This is a genomic window from Pseudogulbenkiania sp. MAI-1, from assembly GCF_000527175.1.
In the GTDB taxonomy this organism is placed as follows: domain Bacteria; phylum Pseudomonadota; class Gammaproteobacteria; order Burkholderiales; family Chromobacteriaceae; genus Pseudogulbenkiania.
The window spans coordinates 1,937,966-1,958,537 of record NZ_AZUR01000001.1 but is presented as its reverse complement, the minus strand read 5'-3'; the positions used below and the strand labels follow the sequence as shown (position 1 = coordinate 1,958,537).

The window sequence follows — 20,572 nt, the reverse complement described above, 5'->3', positions numbered from 1 at the left end:
CGCTCAGCCGCCGCGCACCCTGGTCACCGCCAACGCCGCCGCCGCGGTGCGCGTCTCCACCCCGAGCTTCTCGAAAATGTGCTCCAGATGCTTGTTGACGGTGCGTGGGCTGGTGCCCAGGATGTCGCCGATGTCGCGATTGGTCTTGCCCAGCATCAGCCAATGCAACACCTCCGCCTCGCGGTGGGTCAGGCGGAACGACGACATCAGCGTGCCAATCAGGGCGGCATTGTTCTCCTCGCGCAGCACCACCAGCCACTCGCCGTCGCCGGTCTGATCGTGAAACGAAGCGCGCAGCCGGCGGCCTTCGTTGGCTTCCAGCAACGCCGGCACCTCCCTTCCCTCGCGGGTGGCCAGTTCGGCCTTGCGCGTCCAGTCCATCAACTTCACCGGCGCGAACAGGCAGCCCGAACCGAAATACGTTTCCAGCAGTTGGCGCGCCAGCGGCGTCTGCCAGGTGATGCGGCCGTTGGCGGCAATCGACAGCGAGGCCTGGCCGAAGGCGTCGAGCGCACTGCTCGCCTGCTGGATCTGGCGCGCACTATTGACGTGGGCGGCGATGCGCGCCAGCACCTCCATCGGCCGCAGCGGCTTGGTCACGTAGTCGATGCCGCCCGCTGCGAACGCAGCCACGACGTGCTCGGTCTCGGTCAGGCCGGTCATGAACACGATGGGGATGGGCTGGGTCGCGGCGTCGGCCTTGAGCCTACGCGCCACCTCGAAACCGTCCATGCCCGGCATCACGGCGTCGAGCAGGATCACGTCGGGCAGGCTCATGCGGGCACGCTGCAGCGCATCCTCGCCGTTGGTAGCCACCAGTACGGTGTGGCCGGCTTCATCCAGCGCGTCGTGCAGCATCATCAGGTTGTCCGGCACGTCGTCGACGACAAGCACGAGATTGTGGCTGGAGGCCTCAGGAGTCGGCGTCATGGGCATGGGAGTCTTTCCGCTCTTGGCTTATCAGGGTTTTCAGTTCGTCGAAGCTCAGCTGGCTGGCCAGTTCACGCGCCGTGGCCACGAAACCGGCATAGAGGGGGTCGAGCACAGCGATCTTGTCCAACTCAGTGCGGATGCCGCGCACGTAGCCTAGCTCCAGTGCCCGGAATAGTTCGGTCAGCGTACTGGCCGGCGGCAGCGCGTCAGCGGCGCGTCCTCCCGGCATCAGGCCGACAGGAGGATGAGCCAAGGCCTCCGGCTCGCGTGTCATCCACTCCAGTTGCAAGGCGCGGCCGATCCAGTCCAGCAGTTCCTCGACCTTGATCGGCTTGAGGATGAAGTCTTCATAGGCGATGCCGGCGTCGTTGTCCTGCCCCTTGTCGAAGGCGTTGGCCGAGATCACCGCGAGCTTGGCGTCGCTCAGGCGCTGGCGGTGGATGCGGCGCAGCGTCTCCCACCCGTCGATACCCGGCATCGCCAGGTCCATGAACACGAGATGCGGCTGGAAACCAGGCAGCTTGTCCAGGCACTCCTGGCCGGACGCCGCCTGCTCCACCTCGAAGCCGAGCGGCTGCAACACAGCGGCCAGCATCTCGCGATCCATCGTTTCATTATCGACCAGCAAGATACGCCGGCGCGGGCCGTGGTAGCCGATGCGCTGGCGGCGCGGTAGGGCTTTTTCAGCCTGGGCGCCGTGTACCTGCGGCAGGAACAACCGCACGGTGAATGTGCTGCCCTGCCCCGGCGCACTCGCCACGGTCAGCTCGCCGCCCATCAGGTCGGCCAGCATCTTGCTGATGGTGAGGCCGAGCCCGCTGCCGCCGCCGGCCGTGCTGCCGCGCTCGAAGGGTTCGAACACGCGCTGGAGTTCTTCCGGACTCATCCCCGGCCCGCTGTCGGCGATTTCGAACACCGCCATATCGTACTGATAGCGCAAGGCGAAACGCACCTGGCCGCGCGCCGTGAACTTGACGGCGTTACCGAGCAGGTTGATCAGGATCTGGCGCAGTCGCTTCTCGTCGGCACGCACCACGGCCGGCAATTCGCCGACCGGCTGGTAATGAAATTCCAACCCCTTGTTGCGCGCCTGCAGCTCGAACATGGCCACGATCTGGCCGATGAAGCCAGCGAAATCCAGCGGCTTGATATCCAGCGTCAGCTTGCCGCTCTCGATGCGGGCGATGTCCATGCTGCCCTCGATCACCGACAACAAATGGTCGCCGCTGCGGCGGATCACCCGCAGCGCCTGGCGGTGCGCCGGCGCGATGCTGTCGTCGCCATCGAGGATCTGCGCGTAGCCGAGGATGCTGTTGAGCGGGGTACGTAATTCGTGACTGATCGCCGACACGTAACGGCTCTTGGCCTGGTTGGCCTGCTCGGCAGCCTCACGTGCCTGCTGCAGCTTGGCGTCGGTGCGGCGGTGCGAGTCGATCTCCTGCATCAGCCGCCGCGTCTGGCGGTTGGACTCCTCCTGCGCCACCTGCCGGCTCTTGTGCGTCAGCACCATCCACCAGGCAATCACGCCGCTGGCCAACAGCAAGGCGGCGAACAGGCGCAGGAACAGCTCGGGCAGACTCACCACGGCGGCGGCATCCTGCTCGACGTAGTACAGCAAGCCCAATAGCAAGGCGAGGCAACAGGCAATGCCGCCCATCAGCAGCAGGTAATGGCCGAGACCACGCTCGAGATACGGCAGCAACGCACGCGGCAACAGCTGTTGCAACAGCCGCGACCACTGCTCGGCCAGCCGGGCGTGCGGCTTGCACAGGTCGTCGCAGCGTGCGTCCAGCGTGCAGCACAGCGAACAGATCTGGCCCTGGTAGGCCGGGCAATGCGCCATATCCTCGGCCTCGTAATCGCGCTCGCATACCACGCAACGGCTGTGCCCAGCTAGAACGGGGTCGGCCCGGCGCGCCAGGTAGTAGCGCCCGCCCGTCCCCCAGGCGATCAGCGGGGCGGCCATCAACGCCACGCCCATAGCCACGAACGGAGCCAAGGGCTGCAGCACCTCGCCCAACAGGCCGACGTGCGCCGACACCGACAGCAGCGAGGCCAGCCCCATCGCCCCGACGCCGACCGGATTGATGTCGTAGAGGTAGCTGCGCTTGAACTCGATGCCATTGGGGCTCAGGCCCAGCGGCTTGTTGATCACCAGATCGGCCACCACCGCCATGATCCAAGAGATGGCGATGTTCGAGTACAGCCCCAGCACCTGCCCCAGTGCCTGGAATACCTCCAGTTCCATCAACATCAGCGCGATCAGCGTATTGAACACCACCCACACCACCCGGCCGGGATGACTGTGCGTAAGCCGGGAAAAGAAGTTGGACCACGCCAGCGAACCGGCGTAGGCGTTGGTGACGTTGATCTTGAGCTGCGACACGATGACGAACAGCGTGGTCGCCGCGATCGCCAGCACGGTGTTGTCGAACACGTGCGAGAAGCCGACCAGGTACATCTGGTTCGGGTCCACCGCCTTCTCCACCGGCACCGCGTTGCGCAACGCGAGCCAGGCCAACAGCGCCCCGCCCAGCATCTTGGCCACCCCCGGTAGTACCCAGCCCGGCCCGCCGACGATGCAGGCCAGCAGCCAGCGCCCGTTGTTGGCGGGCGTGCGCGGCGGCATGAAACGCAGGTAGTCGGCCTGCTCCCCCATCTGAGTGATCAACGCCACGCCTACCGTCAGCGCGGCACCGAAACGGCGCATGTCGAAGTGCATGCCACCCGCATCGGCCCCGCCGTAGTGCCACAAGCCGGACAGCGCGGCGGGCTCGTGCCACAGCACGAACACGTAGGGCAAGACCAGCAGCGTGAGCCACAAGGGCTGGGTCCAGGTCTGCAGGCGGCTGATCACCGTCACGCCGTGCGTGACCAGCGGCAGCACCACCAGCGCACACAACAAATAACCCCACACCGGCGGAATGCCGAAGCCCAGCTCCAGCGCGTAGGCCATCACCGCCGCTTCCAGTGCGAAGAAGATGAAGGTGAACGAGGCGTAGATCAGCGAGGTGATGGTCGAACCGATGTAGCCAAAGCCGGCGCCGCGCGTCAGCAGGTCCATGTCCACGCCGTAGCGCGCGGCGTAGAGGCTGACCGGCAGACCGGCGAGGAAGATGATCAGCCCCGTCACCAGGATCGCCCAGAAGGCGTTGAGAAAGCCGGCCTCCACCATCATGGTGGCGCCGACCGCCTCCAGCACCAGGAACGACGCCGCGCCGAAGGCGGTATTGGCCACGCGCCACGCCGACCACTGGCGAAAGCGCCGCGGCGTGAAGCGCAGCGCGTAATCCTCCAGCGTCTCGCGCGCCACCCAGCCGTTGTAGTCGCGGCGGACCTTGACGATGTGCTGCAGCGGAGCGGGACGATTGGGAGGAGCGGTCACAGGGCATTCCTGACGAGAGATCGCTCAGGAAAATGCAAGAAGCCTGCCAGAGCCACCGCCACCCCACTCCAGCGATGCCTTGCGCACCGCCCAACCGCGGAGCGACCGCTTGTGCCCGGTGTGCACACGGGCGACTCAACCGTTCTGCTCGACTACGCTTAACCAAGAACGTCGCGTTTTCGTATCACCCGTGACCGTCCCACGGGAATAAACCGCGCCGCCCAAACGTTTAGTTTTCAGGAATGCGGCGGCTGCCAGCGCCCCTTCACACAGGACGAATTGCTGACAGCCATGGTGGAGCCAAGCGGCTCCCGACTTCCCTTTCGAGGAGCAAGAACATGAAACAAGCACTGATCCTGCTGGCGCTCGGCGGCACCCTGGCGCTGCCGGCACTGGCCGAACCACCCAAGATGATGAACGGCATGGCAGTCGATGAGCACGGCATGACGTTGTACATGTTCGACAAGGATAGCGAAGGCACCAGCGTGTGCACCGGGGGCTGTACCGAGAACTGGCCGCCGGCACTCGCCGACTCGTACGACAAGGCGATGGGCGACTGGGGCATGATCACGCGCGACGACGGCAAAAAGCAGTGGACCTACAAAGGTCACCCGCTGTACCGCTGGTCGAAGGACAAGAAACCGGGCGACAAGATGGGCGACGGCTTCAAGGGCATGTGGCACACGGTCAAGCCCTGAGCGGGTGACCCGCCCGGCGGGATGCCCAGGCCCATGCCATGAGTTTCGAATCCGATCTCCTGGTCTGGCTGCCGCACCTGCGGCGTTACGCCCGCGCGCTGACCCGTGACCCGGCTTGGGCCGACGATCTGGTGCAGGACACCCTGGAACGAGCCCTGCGCAAATGGCATTGGGGGCGGAGCGGCAACCTGCGCGCGTGGCTGCTGACCCTGCTGCGTCACCGTTTCATCGACCAGCTGCGCTCCCGCCGCGAGGTCGCGGTCGACGACGAAACGGCGCCGTGGCAGCAGACGCCGGCCCCGAACAGCGAAATCGACGGCTTGCTGCTGCGCGACGTGGAGCGGGCGCTCTACCGGCTGCCGCTGGAGCAGCGCGAAGTGCTGCTGCTGGTGGCGGTGGAAGAGCTCAGCTACCAGGAGGCCGCCAAGGTTTTGCAGGTGCCGGTCGGCACCGTGATGTCGCGCCTCGCGCGCGGGAGGGAGCGCATGCGCGCCCTATTGACCGAACCGATGACCGGGGACGCGACGTCGACGCGGACTCCATTGAAAGTAGTAAAGCACGCACCATGAACCCGACTCGCGACACCGCCAGCCCCCCGGAAAACGACGACGTTCGCCGGCTGTGCGCGCTGGTCGACGGCGAATTGTCCGGCGCCGAGCGCGCGGAGCTGCTGGAGCAGTTGGCGCACGACCCGGCAGCGATGGCGCGAGTCGAACACTACCGCAGCCAGAATGCCGCCCTCCGGCAACTGTTTCCTCTGCCGAGCGAAGGGGCGAGTCTGTTCGTGCAGCGTCGCACCCCCTGGTGGTATCTCGGCGCGGCCGCGGTCGGCGGTCTGGTGCTCGGCCTTCTGGCGGGTGCCATGCAGCCGGAACGGATCTTCCCGGCTGAGATGGTGCAGCCCGCCTTCGCCCGGCGCGCGGACCTGGCCTACGCCGTCTACGCGCCGGAACAGCGGCATCCGGTCGAGGTCACCGTTGCCGATCAGGCGCATCTGCTGGCGTGGCTGTCCAAGCGGCTGATGCGCCCGGTGGCGGCTCCACCGCTTGCCGAATACGGCTACGCACTGGTAGGGGGGCGGCTGCTGCCCGGCGAAGCCGGCCCCGCCGCGCAATTCATGTATCAGAACGCGGCAGGCACCCGCCTGACGCTGTACATCTCCCCTTACCCCCAGCGTGAGATCGGCCTGCGGCCCCTGCCCGACGGCGAACGCCGCACCATCTACTGGGCCAGCCGGGGTCTGGGCTATGCCCTGTCCGGCCCAAGCCACGAAACCCGATTGCGGGCGATCGCGGTCGACGCCTGCAACGCGCTCGGCGGCGACGCCGGCTCCTGGTCCGGTTAACCACCGTTCACCATGACGAAGGAAAACACCATGAATGGAAAACACTGGCTGCGTGCCGGCCTCTTGGCACTGCTCCTGGCCGTCACCGGCTGCACCATGATGGGCGACCACATGAGCCGGCCGGCGCCGACACAAGACGGCAGCAAGGGCGGCGGTGGCAGCGGCTACTGATGCCTGCGTGCCATCGAACGAGAAACAGGAGCCGCCATGCACAGATTCAGACTCACCCCGTCCGGGATGGCGCTGGCACTCGGCCTGCTCGCCACCTCCCTCATCGCGCGTGCCGCCGAAGAGCCCTACCGCGTTCCCGTTGCCAGCGATGGCGTCCAGCGTGTGGCCATCGTTGGCGGCAGCTACTTCTTCAAGCCCGATCACCTCGTGGTCAAGGCGGGTATCCCGGTGGAGCTATCGGTCCGCGTCGAAGCGGGGCTGATCCCGCACAGCTTCGTGCTCAAGCTGCCGCCCGACCAGGTCGCCATCGACAGCCGGCTCGTCCAGGAGGCGCGTACCTTCCGCTTCACCCCGACCGTGGCCGGCCGCTACCCGTTCCAGTGCCCGAACAAGCTATTGTTCTTCAAGAGCCACCGCGAGAAAGGCATGGCAGGGGTGCTGGAGGTAGTGGAGTAGCCCATGCTCTGGCCACTGCTCGCCACCGCCCTGCTCGCCCCGGCTGGCGCCAGCCCGTCGGACCCGGTCGCGGCCGCCCGGCAGCAATTCGACCAACTCGACAGCTACCGGGTCACCCTCCATTCGTCCGCGCCACACAGCAAACCCCAGGTCATCCGTTACACCTGGCGCAAGCCCGGCTTCGTGCGCATGGAGTTCGTCGCACCGTATCCGGGAGCACTGCTGATCTATAACCCGCACAGCGGCAAGGTACGATTGTGGCCTTTTGGCCCGCGTGGGCCGGCACTGACGCTGGCCCCGGACAATCCCCTCATCCACGGCCCGCACGGCCGCCGTGTCGATCGCTCCGACGTCGGCGTCCTGTTGCGCACGGTCCAGGCCCTGCAGCAGGGAGGCGACACCGCGCCGCTCGGCCCGGAGACCGTCGGTGTGTGGCAGACACAACGCTGGGCCGTCACCGGTGCGCCGGGCAAAGCCATGGATGGTGTGCACCGCTTCCAGCTCTGGCTGGCCGAGCGCACGCTGTTTCCGGTCAAGGTCGTCAGTTTCGGTCTCGACGACAAGGAGCTGGAAACAGTGTTGATGGACGACGTGGAAATTGACGTTCCGCTCCCTGCGGATTTTTTCCAACCCTGAACCGTCAAACACAGGGAACCCGAACAGCGATGGCCGAATACCGGTTTTCCACCCTGTGGTACCTGGAGGCGCCCATGGAAGCGGTATGGGACGCCATCTACCACTCGAACCGCTGGCCCAGCTGGTGGCGCGGTGTCGAACAGGTACTGGATCTGGAAACCGGCGACGACAACGGGCTGGGTGCCGTGCAACGCTACACTTGGAAAAGCGTGCTGCCGTACCGGCTGACCTTCGACATACGCATCACCCGCATCGAACCGCTGGTCTGCCTGGAAGGCATGGCGAGCGGAGAAGTCGAAGGCTGCGGCTGCTGGACTTTCTCGCGCGAAGGCACGCTCACCGTCGTCCGCTACGATTGGGAAGTGCGCACCACCAAGCGCTGGATGAACCTGCTCGCACCGGTCGCCCACCCGCTGTTCAAGTGGAACCATAACGCCGTGATGAATGCCGGCGGACAGGGCTTGGCCCATCTGCTTGGTACCCGGCTGATAGCCATGGCCCATCGACACCCGGCAGGGTCTAGGAGGGCTTAGGCGGGCGCCAGGACGCTGCCCGCTAACCCGAGTCGTCCGGCAAACGCCCACGGCGCTGTCTGTCCGGCTCGCCTCTGCAAGCAAGGGAGGCCCCACCATGTACATACGCACCCGATCTTTTCTGATCCGGTTTCTGATCCTGATTTTCTCCGTTGCGATGAGTCTGGCCGTGGCTCCCCCGGCCGCCGCCGAAGAAGACCTGTACACGCAGGCGGAACTGGACCAGATGCTCGCTCCCATCGCGCTCTACCCCGACTCGCTACTGTCGCAGGTATTGATGGCGTCGACCTACCCGCTCGAGGTGGTCGAGGCGGCACGCTGGTCACGCGCCCACCCCAACCTGAAGGGTGAGCAGGCAGTACGGTCCGCCGACTACAACGACTGGGACCCCAGCGTGCTGTCGCTGGTCGCCTTTCCCCAGGTACTGCAGATGATGGACGACCACCTGGAATGGACCGAAGAACTGGGCAACGCCTTCCTCGCCCAGGAGGACCAGGTCATGGACACGATACAGCGCCTGCGGGAGAAAGCATGGGAGCAAGGCTATCTGCGTTCCAACCGCTACGTCCGCGTTGCCAGCCACGAACCGGTCATCGTGCTCGAACCCTACGACCCGCTCGTCGTCTACGTACCCTACTACGACCCGTGGGTGGTGTACGGCCCCTGGTGGTGGCCGGCCTATCCGCCGTTCTACTGGGTCTGGCCCGGCTACTACGTCGGGCCGAGCGTGGGTATCTACTGGGGTGTCGGCTTCTCGGTGAGCGTGGGCTTCTTCTTCGGCAGCTTCGACTGGCCGCGCCGCCACGTCACGATCATCAACATCAACAACTTCTACTACCAGCCGCGCATTACGCACCGGGAATGGATCGGGCGCAAAGGCCCGTTCCGCTGGGAGCATGACCCGGAGCACCGCCGCAACGTCCCCTATCAGGGATTCACGCCGCGGCAGGCCGAACGGATGGCCCCCCCCGGCGGCCGTCAGCGCGACCGACAACAACCGTTGCTGTCGCGGCCTGAAGCTCAGGACCGTGCCGGCTCGCGCCGCGACATGCCCGCCATCATCAACCCGTCCCGGCGCCCCGAGATGGATCGCCGTTTCGATCGGCGGCCGGATTGGTCGCGTGGCGACAACGAGAAACGCGACAGGGGCTTCTTCCCGCCCGGCCGTCTGGGCAACCAGGGTGAACGCAAGATCGACATCCCGCGCACGCCTCGTCCGCAGGAGTCGCCCTTCATCATCCGCCCCGAGCAAGGCCGCTCGCGCGCGCCGGACGTCGGCAGCGCCGAACGCCGCGGAGAAGAACGCCGCTTCGAACGGCGCCGGCAGGATGTCGATATTCCGCGCACTCCGCGTTCACAGGAGATGCCCACCATCATCCGGCCCGAGCAGGCACGACCGGACGTCGGCAACGCCGAGCGCCGAGGCGGCGACAACCGTCGCTTCGAACGACGCCAGCAGGACGCCGACATTCCACGCGCACCGCGCCCGCAGGAGATGCCCACCATCATCCGGCCCGAGCAGGCTCGGCCGCCCCGGCCTGACGTCGGCAGCATGGAGCGGCGTGGAGAGGTCCGCCAGTTCGAACGGCATCAGGTCGAACCTCGCCAAGTCCAACCTTCCGGCAGGCCATCCTTCCAGCAACGCCCGGAGGGTGGGCAGCGTGGCGGCTCGTCACAACAGCGCCCCTTCATCATCGAAGACACCCCCGGCCGCGGGCATGGCGGGGGCGATCGCGGACGCTAGCACCAGCCCGGGTGCGCGTGGCCACACCGCGCCCGGGCTTTACCGGCTCCCGCTGAGCCTCCCCGCATCCTGCCCCCGGCATCACCCAAACCAAGGTCTACCCCCGCCCGGCCATGCCGCTTGGAGACATCACCAAGTCGCTTCGAGAACGGATGGCCTCCCTGCCCTACGCCACCATGGATGTCATTCAGCACGATGATGTTCGTCCTGGCATCGTCAATGACGGCGCTCGCGCGTGGCGGGCAACCGACGATCTTTGCGCCAGTGACTATTGATGAAAGGACTGCTGCATGAGCACAACTTACGCCGGCCGCACGCTGGCCGACATCAAGGAAGCGGCAGAGGCCGCCGACCCCTGCGCAGCACGGGAGGTCCTGGCAAGCTCCGACATCGTGTTGGCCATGGTGGCGAGGATCGAGGAGTTGGAGCGCGAGCACCACACGGCTCGTCTCGAAGGTTTCCACACGGCGCGGCTCATGGCCGCGCGGCAATGCGACAGCGTGGCGGCAGAGTTCTACAGTGCGGCCGCCAACCGCTGTGCAAGCGGCATCCGTGCCATGCAGCCGCCGGCGGAATGGAGCGGCGTCACCGATGTCGAGAGCTCCCGCCCTGTGACCAGCCCCACCGAGGCCGACTGGCCCCACCCCGATGGCTTCCCCGCCATCGCCGGCATGCCCTGAGCCTTCGTCACGGAAAGGAACTTAGGTAAGGTGGCTGATTCTAGAAAGTAAACCCCTATAGACGCTGGTGCCGGCCTGGCGCCAGCGAACCCTCGACTCGCCACGCCATCGGCGAAAAGCGCGCCCGAGTCGGCCACGGTGACAGACCCCGGCCGCCCAGAACGCGCTCACCGTCCAAAAACAGCCGTCGGACTCAAGCGCCCGACACCGCCGTGGCCGCCTTGTACACCTCTTCCGCACTACGCAGGCAGACATCTTTCTGGTACTGGCTCATATTGTCGCAATCGAGCTTGGCGGCAATATAACGCTCAGCCGCCGGCTGAGTCCCGCCACCGGCAAAGGCCGGACCAGCCAACATCGCACCAGCGATCAACATCAACGATACGTTCCGGGTCATGATTTTGCTCCTTATTGATTGACCTGCTCCGTACCGACGCATCCCCTGCTCACCTCATGAAACAGTCTTGGCGAGGATGAAAATGCCGCCATGCGGCTTGGCATCGTCGGTCAGTGATGTATAAAGACTAGTTTCAGTGAGTTGGTACGACTAGACGGCCAAAATCGGAAATATTGTTCTACTGACAGAACAGTGGACGTCACCACACCTACGACACCAGAAACGGCCGCATCACCTCCTCGACCCAGTCCATGAACACCCGCACCCGGCGCGGGAGATGGTGGCGGTTGGCGTAGAGCAGCGACACCGGCATCGGCGCCGCGCGGTAGTCCGGCAACACCTCGACCAACTCCCCCTTGACCAGCAGCTCGCGCACCCCGGGCTCCGGCACCTGGATCAAGCCCAGCCCGGCAAGACAGGCAGCAAGATACGCCTCCGAGTTGTTGACGGTGAGCACCCCCGCCATCGGCACAAAACGCACCTCGCCGACACTATCGACGTATTCCAAGCCCGGCGATTTGCCCCCCAGCGTCGGTACGTAGTGCACCAGACGGTGCGCGGCCAGCTCTTCCAGCGTATGCGGCGTGCCAAAGGCGGCTAGATAAGCGGGACTGACGCAGTTGAGCAGCCGGAACTGCCCCAAGGGCCGCGCAATCAGGCTGGAATCGGCCAGTCGCCCTACCCGCAGCACACAGTCGAACCCTTCCTGCACCAAGTCCACACGGCGATCAGTACTGCTGAGCTCCACCTCGATCCTGGGGTGGGCCTGCAGAAACTCCGGCAAGCGCGGCACCACGATGTTACGGGCGATGCCGATCGACATGTCCACGCGCAGCCGCCCCTCCAAGGCTGCCGGTGCACGCTGAAACAGGGTCTGCAACTCGTCCATATCCGCCAGCAACGCCTTGCAGCGCTCATAGAACACCTGCCCATCCTGCGTCATCTGCACCTTGCGCGTAGTCCGGTGTAGCAGGCGTGTGCCCAGGAGGCTCTCCAGGCGCTGCACGGCGGTAGAGACGCTGGCCTTGGGCAGGCCGGCGCTTTGCGCAGCGCGTGTAAAGCTGGCCAGCTCGGCAACGCGCACAAAGATCTGCATGGCTTCCAGTTGATTCATGGCGTCTCACACTATTCGTTTCATACGAACAGTCTAATCAAATTTACGCCGTTTATCTGAATCGTGACGACCAATACACTTCAATCATGTTACCGCCCCGGGTAACCCCGACAACGGAAGGAATGCACCATGAACCAGCACATCGCCCTCATCACCGGCGGCAGCCGCGGCCTCGGCAAGAACACCGCCCTGCATCTGGCCGCCAAAGGCGTCGACATCATCCTCACCTACCGCAGCCAGCAGGCGGAAGCCGAAAGCGTGGTAGCCGAAATCGAGCACCTCGGCGCGCGTGCCGTCGCCCTGCCGCTGGACACGGCCGACAGCGCCAGCTTCGCGGCCTTCGCCGAACAGGTACAAACGGTGCTGCAAAGCCACTGGCAGCGCGACCGCTTCGACTTCCTGGTCAACAACGCCGGCATCGGCATCCACGCCCCGTTTGCCGAAACCACCGAAGCACAGTTCGACCAGTTGATGAACATCCACCTCAAGGGCGTGTTCTTCCTGACCCTGGCGCTGCTGCCGCTGATCGCCGACGGCGGCCGCATCGTCAACCTCTCCTCCGGCCTCACCCGCTTCGCCCTGCCCGGCTACGCCGCCTACGCGGCGATGAAGGGCGCGGTCGAAGTGCTGACGCGCTACCTCGCCAAGGAACTGGGGCCACGCGGCATCGCGGTCAACGTGGTGGCGCCGGGCGCGATCGAAACCGACTTCGGCGGCGGCCAAGTGCGCGACAATGCCGACATCAACGCCTTCATCGCCTCGCAAACCGCACTCGGCCGCGTCGGCCTGCCGGATGACATCGGCGGCGTGATCGCCTCGCTGCTGTCGGAAGACAACCGCTGGATCAATGCGCAGCGGATCGAAGCTTCGGGAGGGATGTTCTTGTAATCTGACCAGGCCCTGTTCGACACAGGGCCTGTTTTTGAACGACTCACGCTTTCCTGGCAACGGGGCGGGCAAATGACTATCTTCACGGGGATACTCAACTCGAACCCCTGGCCTGCCCCGTGAAAATCCCGATCGAATCCGCCCTTACCCTTCTGCACGAATCGACATTCGGCACCTTGGCCACCCATTCCACCCAACTGCCGGGTTACCCCTACGCCACCGTGGTGCCCTATGTCCTCGACGAGAGCCACAGCCCCGTCATCTGCATCAGCGCCTTGGCCGAGCACACCAAGAACCTGCTCGCTGACCCAAGGGTGAGCCTCTCCGTCGTGCAAGCAGGGGCGACGGACGTTCAGGCAACCGCCCGAGCAACCCTCGTTGCCGACGCAGAACGTATTGAAGCAATACCGACACTGCTGGGGAGATACCTGCGTTACGAGCCGGGTGCAGAACAACTCCTCTCCCTCGACTTCATGCTGTTCCGCCTGAAACCTCAGCGCATCCGCTTCATCGGCGGCATCGGTCGCATGGGCTGGATGGAAGAAAAGGAGTGGGGTGAGCTATGCCGCCTGCCGGCAGCAACCGAGGCCGATCTCGTCCAGGAAGTGCTCCCCGTGGTACAACCGGGCATTCGCGTGCTCGGCCTCGACTGCTATGGCATCGACTACGAGGTCAACGGCCGGCGGCAACGGCAGCCGTTCCCGGATGGGCCGCTGCGCGTAGAGACCCTACGGGAAACCGCATTAAACCTTGCGACACGCCTCGCGTGACGGAGCTGGCGCCGAGCGGCTCATGATGGCCGACTCCGGCAAACCTGACCTGTAGCAGGCAGACACAGGCTCGATCAGCAACGCAGCAAATAACCGTAAACTTTGCCTCTGCCCTCTACTTGGTCAACTCCGGCGCAAGTGATATATTTGATGTTGAATTTGATGCCAAATTCCACAGCGCAAGCGCGCTGCCGCTTTTCAACCTCGCAGGAGCGACATCATGGACCTGGTACTCGCTAACGTGGCGGTCAGCGTCACCGAACTCAAGCGTAATTTTGCCGGCGTTCTCCGTGAAGCAGGTGATGCGCCGGTGGCTGTGCTCAACCATAACCGACCGGAAGCCTACCTGCTGTCGGCCAAACAGTATGAGCGGCTGATGAATTACCTTGAGGATCTGGAAGACGCCGAGCTGATCCGCCAACGCCAAAACGAGCCATCGATTTCGGTGAATCTGGATGAGCTATAAGCTCGAATTCAAGGCTTCCGCCAAGAAAGAATGGGACAAGCTGGATAACAGCATCCGCCAACAGTTCAAGGCCAAACTGGCCGAACGCCTTGCCAACCCTCGCATCCCGACGGCCAAGCTGCACAATATGCCTGACTGCTACAAGATCAAACTGCGGCAGTCGGGCTACCGGCTGATCTACCAAGTGGAAGACGAACGTATCACCATCATCGTGCTGGCTGTCGGTAGACGAGACAAAAGCGAAGCCTACGAAAAGGCAAAGTCTCGGCTTGCCTGACCTGATCCCATCCCCGCGAGGGGGTGTTGCGCGTTACGGCCTTTCTACCGATGCGTTTACAGGCATCTCGTGGTCGAAACCAGAGCACTCCCCGCATGGCATTGGAGCTATGGTGATGGACCTTTCATCAGATCGTTTGGAGCTGACATGTCCGATTTCATCACCGTCTTGCGCGAAACCTGCCCCACTCCGGTCGTTGACGCCACCAAGTGGAAGCGCATCGGCGGCGACCCGCACACCGTGAACCTCAACGCCTACCTTTCCAAGGACGGCAGCAAGATCATGGGCACCTGGATCTGCACCCCGGGCAAGTTCGAGGTGAACTACGAGAAATGGGAATACTGCCACTTCCTCGACGGCTACTGCATCATCACGCCGGAAGGCGAGGAGCCGGTGCACCTGAAGGCCGGCGATGTGTTCGTGATCGAACCCGGCATGAAGGGCACCTGGGAAGTGGTGGAGACGGTGCGCAAGTACTTCGTCTTCGCCTGAGCCTTCAAGTCAGCAGGTTGGGCTGAGCCAAGCGAGGCCCAACGGCTGCCCCCTCGATTGACGGGGGAGAATTCGCGAATCGAATGGGCACCCATGCCAGCATCAACCGCCCTCCTCCAGCCTTCTCCCAGAGGGAAGGTGAGCACTCCGTGCGAGCCTTGGCCTCGCACCCTTCACCGAGCACAAGGCCGGGCAAAACAAACCGAATCCACTCATTCCGGCGCGGCTTGATCGGGCAAGCCCACCCTGAACCGCCATGCCACACAGATAGCCCAGCCCACCTCCGGGCACATCTCCTCGTAGCGCCAACGACCAGCAGTTAGCCGTTTCAGCGTCGGGCAATGCTCTACCGCTATGCGCTCACACAAGACCCAGTTGCCCACGGCAGCGGCAGACACCTGACAGACCTGCAACACCACGGCCCGTCCACCCTCGTCAGCAAGCACTTTGAGCATCCGCTCGGTATTCATACGCCAAATGGATTCATAACAACACATAAAGTGTTATCCTAACGGGATAAATGGCCACCATGGAAAAGCAGCCAATGCTGACGCTAGGCAAACACATCAAAGCCCTGCGAGAAGAGCCGCACCTCAGCCAAGTCGAACTTACCAAACGCTGCGGGGGGGCACAAAGCCGCAGCGACAACTACGAACAGGAAACCCGCGAGCCCAAGCTGGCCAATCTGGAGCTCATCGCCAAGGCGTTCGGCATGACATTGAGCGAACTGATGTTCGGCAACGACGGCAGCGCAGCCTCCCCCATGGGGCGCGTGGTGCAGTGGGACGATCAGGAAGAACTAGCGGAAGACGGCTACGTTTTCATCCAGCGCTACGACCTCAACCTCTCGACCGGCTGCAGTTCCATCGCCTGGGTGGTGCACGAAAAAGACCCCCTCGCCTTCCGCGCCCGTTACATGCAGGCCAAGGGCTTCAACCCGGACAACCTCAAGGCCCTCTACGAGAAGGGCGACAGCATGGAGCCGTACCTGATGGACGGCGACACCGTGATGGTCAACATCGAGGACACACAACCCAAAGACGGCCAGGTCTACGCCGTCTGCTTCGACGACGAGTGGTACATCAAGCGGCTGTTCAAGGTTCCCGGTGGCGGGCTGATGCTGCAGTCGGACAACCAAAGGTATCGGGATATCGAGGCAGCGCCGGAGCGGGCGGAGCTGGTAAGGGTATTTGGGTGGATGGTGTGGAGGGGCGGATAAGGTCCCTGTGCTATATAGCAAGCTAACCCCCATAAGGGAAAGATAGAATTTGGAAGGGGCAGCTTAACGGCCAGCTGTTCTCTAACACCAACTCCTAAAATAGATCGCCTGCAACATAGATTAACGCACCAAAAGCGGGATTATTGACTAAGAGTCAATTAAAACGGGCAAATAGCCATGAATACCAAAGAAAAAATTCAAGCCATTTACGAACGTTATGGATTTTGTTTAATCGACGACCTTGAAGATGATCATGTCTTTGTTTTCAGCATTAGCAATGGCTACTTTGAAAACTTAGAAATTGTACCGTAAACGCGTAAGTCATTGATTCTTCTGTGGTGAAGTTTAAAACACTCCACTACAGAAGAGGCTAGGAAAGGTATTTTTGAGAATTAATGCATATAGCATGCACGCTTTATAAAAAAAAGCTTCACCCCATACTATCTGAGCTGTGCCAACAGTCAACATAAGTGCCTTTTTCATGCAGCATGCCATTGCACGAGTTTTGGTGAGAGCCACGCTGGAACCAGCATGGTTATTAGATATGAGGGGTCAAAATAGACCGATTTTGAACGCGAACTGCCGAACTCGGGTTGCCATCGTCCAGTTCTTCCGGAGATGTGGTTCATCACAAAACAGCGATTTTTCCGCGCTTTACACGGCACTGACAATAGCGCAGTAAGTGTCTGGCCATTCGACAACCATGTATCCCCGAGTTCGACAGTTCGCGCCCAAAATCGGCCTATTTTGACTCCTCATATCTAATAACCATGCGGGTTTCAGCGCTGGTTTCACCAAAACTCTTGTGGTGGCACGTTATTGGCTAGAGCTGCCATATTTGACAGTGTATTCATGCATGTTACAGTGGCGGCATGTTCGTCAAAGTCACCAAGTCCGGCAGCCGCCGTTACGTTCAACTGGTCGAGTCCTATCGGGATGAAGATGGGCGCGTCAAAAAGCGCACCGTCGCCACCCTCGGACGGCTCGACCAGATCGGCTCGGAGCTTGAATCCGTCATTTCAGGCTTGCTGCGCCTGACCGGCCGTTCCGTACCTGACCATGTCGCACCGACCTTCGAATCGGCCCGTGCACTGGGTGACGTTTGGGCGCTGACCGAGCTCTGGGAGGAACTGGGCTTTAGTCAACTACGCCAAGCCTTCCGCCGCACCCGCCACAGCATCGACGTCGAAGCACTGCTGCGGGTGATGGTGCTCAACCGGCTGTGCGATCCCGACTCCAAACTCGGCGTGCTGCGCTGGCTGGAGACCGTCAGCCTGCCTGGCATCGTCGCCGAAGAGATCGAGCACCAGCACCTGCTGCGCGCAATGGATGCGTTGATCGAGCATCAAGACGCGGTCGACCAGGTCGTGTCTGCGTTGCTACGCCCGTTGCTCGATCAGGAGCTGGCCGTGGTGTTCTACGACATGACCACGATCCGTGCCGAAGGCCTGTCGCAGCAGGATGGCGACGTGCGCCAGTTTGGCATGGCCAAGGAAGGGCTGATCGCCCGCCAGTTCATGCTCGGTGTGGTGCAGACCGCCGATGGCATCCCGCTTTACCACGAAGTGTTCGACGGTAATACCGCCGAAGTCACCACGCTCAAGCCAACCATCGAGAAGGTGATCCAGCGCTTCCCGATCCGGCGCGTGATCGCGGTGGCTGACCGTGGGCTGCTGTCCACTGACAACCTGACCGAATTGCAGGCGATCACGTTGCCCAGCGGCAAGCCGCTCGAGTTCATCCTGGCGGTGCCGGGACGGCGCTACAGCGAATTCGCCGAACTGCTGGCGCCGTTTCAACAGGCGCACTGTCAGAACGCCAGCCAAGAAGTGGCCGGCGAACTCAAGTGGGATGGGCTGCGCCTGATCGTTGCGCATAACCCGGAAACGGCCGCCGACCAAGGCTCCCAGCGTGACCGTACGATCGCCGAGTTGGAGCGCAAAGCCGCTGAATGGACCGGTAAGCTCGACGCGCAGGACGCCGGCCAGCGCCGTCGCGGGCGCAAACTATCCGACGGTGGCGCGCGTGCCCGGTTCTACCACGAGGTGTGCGAAGCGCATCTGGCGCGCATCATCCGGGTTGACCTCAAGAGCGAACTGTTCAATTACAGCATCGACGAACAGGCGCTCGCTCATGCGAGGCTGATGGATGGCAAGCTGCTGTTGGTCACCAACACCGCCGATCTGACGCCCGGGCAGGTGATCGAGCGCTACAAGTCGCTGGCCGACATCGAACGCGGCTTTCGCGTGCTCAAGTCGGAAATCGAGATTGGGCCGGTCTATCACCGCTTGCCGGAGCGCATCCGTGCCCACGCCACGATCTGCTTCATGGCGTTGATCCTGTATCGGGTGATGCGCCAGCGCCTTGCCGCCAGCCAAAGCGGCCTGTCGCCCGAACGGGCGCTGTCGCTGTTACGGCGGATTCAGCATCACCGCGTGACCTTGAATAACACCCAACCGATCTCGGGGATCTCATCGATCAGCCAGGAACAAACCGACATCCTGTCCGCCTTGCGGGTCAAAAAGCCGACTGCCAGCAAGCAGTTGCCCCTTCTGTAGGGTAGCGTTTCAAGCTTACCCATAGAAGAATCAATAACTTACGATTTTTACTGTCGAACTCGGGTGTATCCGTCGCCATACCTCAGACCAACGCCAGCACGTGAGCGCAGGTGTAAAGCGTCGCTCCCTCCGGCGCGCCCAACACACTGAGCAGGCTATGCAGGCGGTACGCCTTCCAATCCAGCAGGTACAGCCGAAGTTGTTCGAGACGGGCCTTGCTGATCGCTACATGCCCGAGCGGCAACGAGCCATCCCCGTGCAGTTGGGCCTCCATCGCGTTGTACGCCTCGATGTAGCGGAGCTTCCACAGTAGCGCCTACTTGCCGGTGAACCCCATCGCCAGCAGCATGAAGCCGTCGCGGGTGATTTGCTTGCTATCCAGAGTCTTGCGGCGGACGTCCCAGAAAAGCTCAAGCATGCCCTACCGCACCATTGAATAACACGACTCGTGTTTTATGCTAAATTTCGATTGTCAGGATGACAAATCGATTACTCCGAGCCAGTCGCTTAAGGTACACTGCGGCCAGGAGTTTGCGAAGAATGAAAAAGATTTTCACTATCGGGTACGAAGGCGCCAATGTGGGCGACTTCATCGAGACCCTCAAAGAAGCCGAGGTGGATGTGCTGCTGGACATCCGTGAGATGCCATTGTCGCGTAAAGCCGGCTTTTCTAAAACCGCCCTGTCCATGCTGGTGACATGCGCCGGCCTTGAATACCGCCATATCCGCGCCCTGGGCGCGCCCAAGGATGTACGAAACAACCTCAAGGCAACAGGGGACTGGGTGCAATATTTCAAAGACTTTGATGCATATCTAGTATCACAACAGGATATTATGATTCAATTGTCATCCGAGATTAACGGGAACATCGCCCTGATGTGCTACGAGCGCGACCCCAAGCAGTGCCACCGGTCATCGGTGGCCAGGGAGCTTGGAGTGCTCACCGGTTCGCGCCCGGTGCATCTTGGTGTAAGACGATATGCACAATCGGACAAAACGCAAAATCTGCATCTTGGTCAAGGCGCATCCCCAGCCTAGCAAGACCTATAACGAAACCGTCTGCTGCGCCGGCGTCTGCATGGAGTCCGGCGCTTTTCTTCGCCTTTACCCCATCCCCTACCGCCAGCTCAAGCGTGAGCAGCGCTTCAACCGCTTCGACATTATCGAAGCCACCTGTTGGAAAAGCGAAGACCCTCGGCCAGAAAGCCACAAGCTTGACCCCGACTCCATTCGGGTGATGAAGCAGCCTGGTTCAAAAGCCAAGGCCGAGTCCTCACCCCGCTTGTGGTTGCCCCATGTATCGGATTCGCTGGAGACGTTGCGGCAACAGAACGTCGACGAGAGCCGCAGCCTAGGCATCATCAAACCCGATGCCGGATCCGTGGAGTTCATCGTAAGCAAACTGTCAGAGGCCAAGATCGAGGAGCAGGAAGCCGCCTTGAGCGTCCATCAACAGTCTTTGCTGTTCAACGACAACGCCACTGCGCCGCTGCCTCCCCCGGAGTACGTTTTCAAGTTCCGGTTCACGTCCAATGGCAAACAATCCGAGATGAAGCTGCACGACTGGGAAGTCCAAGCGGCTTACTGGAATTTCCGAAAGATGTATGGCGAAAGTGAGGGGCTGAACCAGCTTCGCTACAAGTATCAGGAAGAGATTCCGCAGCAGAACCTACACCTGATTCTGGGCACCATGCTGGCCCACCCGAGGCAGTTCATTACCATCGGCTTGCTGAGGTCATCGAAACTGGAGATAGTGGAGGCGCAAGGGGCGTTGTTTTAGACGAACAAAATCGAGGGCGACAACAAGACC

At 62.5% G+C, this 20,572-nt stretch carries 26 protein-coding genes; 19 read left to right on the top strand and 7 right to left on the bottom strand.

Annotated elements, in window-relative coordinates; genetic code table 11:
* Positions 1 to 3 precede the first annotated feature (3 nt).
* Together PSEMAI1_RS0109155 and PSEMAI1_RS0109150 are read right to left on the bottom strand one after the other, a co-directional pair.
* Positions 4 to 930 (bottom strand): response regulator transcription factor, encoded by a 927-nt coding sequence (locus tag PSEMAI1_RS0109155; protein WP_024302582.1) that lies wholly within the window; start codon positions 928 to 930, stop codon positions 4 to 6.
* On the bottom strand, positions 914 to 4,318 hold the full coding sequence (locus PSEMAI1_RS0109150; protein WP_024302581.1) for an ATP-binding protein: 3,405 nt from the start codon (positions 4,316 to 4,318) through the stop codon (positions 914 to 916). Before PSEMAI1_RS0109150 ends, PSEMAI1_RS0109155 begins: the two co-directional genes overlap by 17 nt.
* Positions 4,319 to 4,656: 338 nt before the next feature.
* Here PSEMAI1_RS0109150 and PSEMAI1_RS0109145 point away from each other — a divergent pair, with 338 nt between their 5' ends.
* From PSEMAI1_RS0109145 to PSEMAI1_RS0109100, 9 genes are all read left to right on the top strand, one after another.
* On the top strand, positions 4,657 to 5,016 hold the full coding sequence (locus PSEMAI1_RS0109145) for a hypothetical protein (protein WP_024302580.1): 360 nt from the start codon (positions 4,657 to 4,659) through the stop codon (positions 5,014 to 5,016).
* Positions 5,017 to 5,054: 38 nt separating this feature from the next.
* A complete protein-coding gene (locus PSEMAI1_RS0109140) occupies positions 5,055 to 5,585 on the top strand; it encodes a sigma-70 family RNA polymerase sigma factor (protein WP_024302579.1) in 531 nt (176 codons plus the stop codon).
* Positions 5,582 to 6,361, top strand: coding sequence for an anti-sigma factor (locus PSEMAI1_RS0109135; RefSeq protein WP_024302578.1), 780 nt, complete (start codon positions 5,582 to 5,584; stop codon positions 6,359 to 6,361). The genes PSEMAI1_RS0109140 and PSEMAI1_RS0109135 overlap by 4 nt, the downstream gene beginning before the upstream one ends.
* Before the next feature lie 30 nt (positions 6,362 to 6,391).
* On the top strand, positions 6,392 to 6,532 hold the full coding sequence (locus PSEMAI1_RS21740) for a hypothetical protein (RefSeq protein WP_156943108.1): 141 nt from the start codon (positions 6,392 to 6,394) through the stop codon (positions 6,530 to 6,532).
* A gap of 36 nt (positions 6,533 to 6,568) precedes the next feature.
* A complete protein-coding gene (locus tag PSEMAI1_RS0109125; RefSeq protein WP_024302577.1) occupies positions 6,569 to 6,988 on the top strand; it encodes a hypothetical protein in 420 nt (139 codons plus the stop codon).
* Between the two features lie 3 nt (positions 6,989 to 6,991).
* Positions 6,992 to 7,624 (top strand): hypothetical protein, encoded by a 633-nt coding sequence (locus PSEMAI1_RS0109120; RefSeq protein ID WP_024302576.1) that lies wholly within the window; start codon positions 6,992 to 6,994, stop codon positions 7,622 to 7,624.
* A gap of 74 nt (positions 7,625 to 7,698) precedes the next feature.
* Positions 7,699 to 8,157, top strand: coding sequence for an SRPBCC family protein (locus PSEMAI1_RS0109115; protein ID WP_232219876.1), 459 nt, complete (start codon positions 7,699 to 7,701; stop codon positions 8,155 to 8,157).
* Between the two features lie 97 nt (positions 8,158 to 8,254).
* On the top strand, positions 8,255 to 9,901 hold the full coding sequence (locus PSEMAI1_RS0109110) for a DUF3300 domain-containing protein (protein ID WP_024302574.1): 1,647 nt from the start codon (positions 8,255 to 8,257) through the stop codon (positions 9,899 to 9,901).
* 290 nt (positions 9,902 to 10,191) lie between these two features.
* Positions 10,192 to 10,581: a hypothetical protein gene (locus tag PSEMAI1_RS0109100; RefSeq protein ID WP_024302573.1), complete on the top strand. Its 390-nt coding sequence runs from the start codon at positions 10,192 to 10,194 to the stop codon at positions 10,579 to 10,581.
* 193 nt (positions 10,582 to 10,774) lie between these two features.
* Here the strand turns inward: PSEMAI1_RS0109100 and PSEMAI1_RS0109095 are convergent, their stop codons facing one another.
* Positions 10,775 to 10,978, bottom strand: a complete 204-nt coding sequence (locus PSEMAI1_RS0109095) for a hypothetical protein (protein ID WP_024302572.1) — start codon at positions 10,976 to 10,978, stop codon at positions 10,775 to 10,777.
* 208 nt (positions 10,979 to 11,186) lie between these two features.
* Positions 11,187 to 12,092: a LysR family transcriptional regulator gene (locus PSEMAI1_RS0109090; RefSeq protein ID WP_024302571.1), complete on the bottom strand. Its 906-nt coding sequence runs from the start codon at positions 12,090 to 12,092 to the stop codon at positions 11,187 to 11,189.
* A gap of 129 nt (positions 12,093 to 12,221) precedes the next feature.
* Here PSEMAI1_RS0109090 and PSEMAI1_RS0109085 point away from each other — a divergent pair, with 129 nt between their 5' ends.
* The 5 genes from PSEMAI1_RS0109085 (at position 12,222) to PSEMAI1_RS0109065 (ending at position 14,985) form a co-directional block, all read left to right on the top strand.
* The gene (locus PSEMAI1_RS0109085; protein WP_024302570.1) at positions 12,222 to 12,980 is read left to right on the top strand and encodes an SDR family NAD(P)-dependent oxidoreductase; all 759 of its coding nucleotides are present in this window, start codon (positions 12,222 to 12,224) and stop codon (positions 12,978 to 12,980) included.
* Between the two features lie 119 nt (positions 12,981 to 13,099).
* Positions 13,100 to 13,750, top strand: a complete 651-nt coding sequence (locus PSEMAI1_RS0109080) for a HugZ family protein (RefSeq protein WP_024302569.1) — start codon at positions 13,100 to 13,102, stop codon at positions 13,748 to 13,750.
* 220 nt (positions 13,751 to 13,970) lie between these two features.
* A complete protein-coding gene (locus PSEMAI1_RS0109075) occupies positions 13,971 to 14,216 on the top strand; it encodes a type II toxin-antitoxin system Phd/YefM family antitoxin (RefSeq protein WP_024302568.1) in 246 nt (81 codons plus the stop codon).
* The gene (locus PSEMAI1_RS0109070; protein ID WP_024302567.1) at positions 14,206 to 14,493 is read left to right on the top strand and encodes a type II toxin-antitoxin system RelE/ParE family toxin; all 288 of its coding nucleotides are present in this window, start codon (positions 14,206 to 14,208) and stop codon (positions 14,491 to 14,493) included. The genes PSEMAI1_RS0109075 and PSEMAI1_RS0109070 overlap by 11 nt, the downstream gene beginning before the upstream one ends.
* A gap of 147 nt (positions 14,494 to 14,640) precedes the next feature.
* Entirely contained in the window at positions 14,641 to 14,985 is a 345-nt protein-coding gene (locus PSEMAI1_RS0109065; RefSeq protein ID WP_024302566.1) for a cupin domain-containing protein, read from the top strand.
* A gap of 212 nt (positions 14,986 to 15,197) precedes the next feature.
* On the opposite strand, the gene PSEMAI1_RS22485 is transcribed toward PSEMAI1_RS0109065, so the two are convergent.
* On the bottom strand, positions 15,198 to 15,440 hold the full coding sequence (locus PSEMAI1_RS22485; RefSeq protein WP_369793195.1) for a YdaS family helix-turn-helix protein: 243 nt from the start codon (positions 15,438 to 15,440) through the stop codon (positions 15,198 to 15,200).
* 74 nt (positions 15,441 to 15,514) lie between these two features.
* Here PSEMAI1_RS22485 and PSEMAI1_RS0109055 point away from each other — a divergent pair, with 74 nt between their 5' ends.
* From PSEMAI1_RS0109055 to PSEMAI1_RS0109050, 3 genes are all read left to right on the top strand, one after another.
* Positions 15,515 to 16,204: a LexA family transcriptional regulator gene (locus tag PSEMAI1_RS0109055; RefSeq protein WP_198019596.1), complete on the top strand. Its 690-nt coding sequence runs from the start codon at positions 15,515 to 15,517 to the stop codon at positions 16,202 to 16,204.
* A 177-nt stretch (positions 16,205 to 16,381) separates the two neighbouring features.
* Positions 16,382 to 16,516, top strand: a complete 135-nt coding sequence (locus PSEMAI1_RS22305) for a hypothetical protein (RefSeq protein ID WP_255327048.1) — start codon at positions 16,382 to 16,384, stop codon at positions 16,514 to 16,516.
* 560 nt (positions 16,517 to 17,076) lie between these two features.
* Positions 17,077 to 18,762, top strand: a complete 1,686-nt coding sequence (locus PSEMAI1_RS0109050) for an IS1634 family transposase (protein ID WP_024301533.1) — start codon at positions 17,077 to 17,079, stop codon at positions 18,760 to 18,762.
* A gap of 82 nt (positions 18,763 to 18,844) precedes the next feature.
* On the opposite strand, the gene PSEMAI1_RS0109045 is transcribed toward PSEMAI1_RS0109050, so the two are convergent.
* A complete protein-coding gene (locus PSEMAI1_RS0109045) occupies positions 18,845 to 19,036 on the bottom strand; it encodes a hypothetical protein (RefSeq protein WP_024302563.1) in 192 nt (63 codons plus the stop codon).
* 42 nt (positions 19,037 to 19,078) lie between these two features.
* Positions 19,079 to 19,180, bottom strand: coding sequence for a Rha family transcriptional regulator (locus PSEMAI1_RS22175; protein WP_232219874.1), 102 nt, complete (start codon positions 19,178 to 19,180; stop codon positions 19,079 to 19,081).
* Between the two features lie 122 nt (positions 19,181 to 19,302).
* Between PSEMAI1_RS22175 and PSEMAI1_RS0109035 the strand changes: the two genes are divergently transcribed.
* On the top strand, positions 19,303 to 19,800 hold the full coding sequence (locus PSEMAI1_RS0109035) for a DUF488 family protein (protein ID WP_024302562.1): 498 nt from the start codon (positions 19,303 to 19,305) through the stop codon (positions 19,798 to 19,800).
* Positions 19,775 to 20,542 (top strand): hypothetical protein, encoded by a 768-nt coding sequence (locus PSEMAI1_RS0109030; protein ID WP_156943106.1) that lies wholly within the window; start codon positions 19,775 to 19,777, stop codon positions 20,540 to 20,542. Before PSEMAI1_RS0109035 ends, PSEMAI1_RS0109030 begins: the two co-directional genes overlap by 26 nt.
* Positions 20,543 to 20,572: the final 30 nt, after the last annotated feature.